Here is a 2,070-nt window from a genome sequence, read left to right as displayed (position 1 = left end):
TGATGTCGCCGACGGAAGCGTATTTCCGCTTCGAGCCGCCCAGCACCTTGATGCACATGACACGACGGGCGCCGGAATTGTCCGCGACGTCGAGGTTTGTTTGCATCTGAATCATGACTGGCCGCCTTCTTCTTTTCTAACGGGACGGGCTCGAAGCCCCTCCCCGGTCTGTCCAAAATTCGTTTGTTTACGCCTGGTCCGAGGATACAACGATCCAGCGCTTGTCCTTGGAAATCGGCTTCGATTCCTGGATGAACACCTGATCGCCAACCTTGTGGGCGTTGTTCTCGTCGTGCGCCTTGTACTTCTTGGTCATGCGCACGGTCTTCTTCATCACGGGATGCGTGAAGCGCCGTTCGACCTTAACGACAACCGTCTTCTCGTTCTTGTCGCTGACGACGGTGCCCTGCAAAATGCGCTTTGGCATGGTTTTCGTCCTTAAGCCTTCTTGGCTGCGGACTTTTCCGCAGCGATGGTCTTGATGCGCGCGATGTCCTTGCGGACCTGCTTCACGCGAGCGGTCTTCTCGAGCTGGCCGGTGGCCTTCTGGAAGCGCAGGTTGAACTGCTCCTTCTTCAGGGCGGCCAGGTCGTCGGTCAGCTGGTCCTGGGTCTTGGTCCGGATGTCTTCGGCTTTCATGATGAGCCCGTCCTTATTCTGCGATGCGCTGTACGAAGCGCGTCCTGACCGAGAGCTTGGCCGCGCCGAGACGCAGCGCCTCGCGGGCGGTTTCTTCACTGACGCCGTCGATCTCGAACATGATGCGGCCCGGCTTGACGCGCGCCGCCCAATAATCGACCGCGCCCTTGCCCTTACCCATGCGGACTTCGGTCGGCTTCGAGGTGACCGGCAGATCCGGGAAAATACGGATCCACACGCGGCCGGCGCGCTTCATTTCGCGGGTGATCGCGCGGCGGGCCGCCTCGATCTCACGCGCGGTGACGCGGTTCGGCTCAAGCGCCTTCAGCCCGAAACCACCGAAATCCAGGTTGGTGCCGCCCTTTGCGGTACCATGGATACGGCCCTTGAACTGCTTGCGGAACTTTGTGCGCTTTGGCTGCAGCATCGTTCTAACTCCAAATTCCTAAATGTCTCAGGCGTTTTCGCGACGACGACCGCGCTCGCGATCACCACCACCGCCGCCATGCGATGCATCGCCTTCAGTGGCGCGGCGCTCGGAAGCCATCGGGTCGTGCTCGAGGATTTCGCCCTTGAACACCCACACCTTGACGCCGCAGATGCCGTACGCCGTATTCGCTTCCGCCGTACCGTAATCGACATCGGCGCGCAGCGTATGCAGCGGCACGCGGCCTTCGCGGTACCATTCCATGCGCGCGATTTCGGCGCCGCCGAGGCGGCCCGAGCAGTTGATGCGGATGCCCTCGGCGCCGAGGCGCATCGCCGACTGCACAGCGCGCTTCATGGCGCGGCGGAACGCGATGCGGCGCTCGAGCTGCTGGGCGATCGACTGGGCGACCAGCGTCGCGTCGATTTCCGGCTTGCGCACTTCAACGATGTTGAGGTGCGTCTCGGACTTCGTCATCTCCATCAGCTTCTTGCGAAGCTTCTCGATGTCGGCGCCCTTCTTGCCGATGATCAGACCCGGGCGCGCGGCATGGATGGTGACGCGGCACTTCTTGTGCGGGCGCTCGATCACGACCTTCGAGATCGCGGCCTGCTTGAGTTCCTTCTCAAGATACTTGCGGATCTTGATGTCCTCATGCAGCAGCTTGCCGTACTCGCCGGTGTTCGCGAACCAGCGCGAATCCCAGGTGCGGTTGATGCCGAGGCGAAGACCGATCGGATTAACTTTCTGGCCCATTATGCGGCCTCCCCTTTTTCTTCGACTTCACGAACGACGATCGTGAGGTGCGAGAACGGCTTCTCGATGCGGCTGGCGCGACCACGGCCACGGGCGTGGAACCGCTTCATGACGATCGACTTGCCGACATAGGCTTCCGCCACCACCAGCGCATCGACATCGAGGTCGTGGTTGTTTTCCGCGTTGGCGATCGCCGATTCCAGCGTCTTCTTGACCGTGCCGGAAATCCGCTTGGCCGAGAATTCGAG

General features: G+C 61.4%; 6 protein-coding genes. All 6 read right to left on the bottom strand.

Features of this window, described 5'->3' with window-relative positions:
- Positions 1 to 115, bottom strand: a 115-nt coding sequence (locus J0I79_RS34960) for an uL14 family ribosomal protein (protein ID WP_292870749.1), incomplete at its 3' end; no start/stop codon positions are given.
- 72 nt (positions 116 to 187) lie between these two features.
- A complete protein-coding gene (gene rpsQ / locus J0I79_RS34955; RefSeq protein WP_010909280.1) occupies positions 188 to 427 on the bottom strand; it encodes a 30S ribosomal protein S17 in 240 nt (79 codons plus the stop codon).
- Positions 428 to 438: 11 nt separating this feature from the next.
- Positions 439 to 639, bottom strand: coding sequence for a 50S ribosomal protein L29 (gene rpmC / locus J0I79_RS34950; RefSeq protein WP_137934271.1), 201 nt, complete (start codon positions 637 to 639; stop codon positions 439 to 441).
- Positions 640 to 652: 13 nt separating this feature from the next.
- Complete coding sequence (rplP, locus tag J0I79_RS34945) at positions 653 to 1,066, bottom strand: 50S ribosomal protein L16 (protein WP_010909279.1); 414 nt, start codon at positions 1,064 to 1,066, stop codon at positions 653 to 655.
- A 27-nt stretch (positions 1,067 to 1,093) separates the two neighbouring features.
- Entirely contained in the window at positions 1,094 to 1,822 is a 729-nt protein-coding gene (rpsC, locus tag J0I79_RS34940; RefSeq protein WP_292870743.1) for a 30S ribosomal protein S3, read from the bottom strand.
- Positions 1,822 to 2,070 (bottom strand): 50S ribosomal protein L22 (gene rplV, locus J0I79_RS34935; protein WP_292870740.1); only part of this gene is annotated, 249 nt, incomplete at its 5' end. The genes rpsC and rplV, both read right to left, overlap by 1 nt.

This window comes from Mesorhizobium sp. (assembly GCF_017306585.1).
Classification (GTDB): domain Bacteria; phylum Pseudomonadota; class Alphaproteobacteria; order Rhizobiales; family Rhizobiaceae; genus Mesorhizobium.
This window is presented reverse-complemented; position numbering and strand designations above follow the sequence as displayed.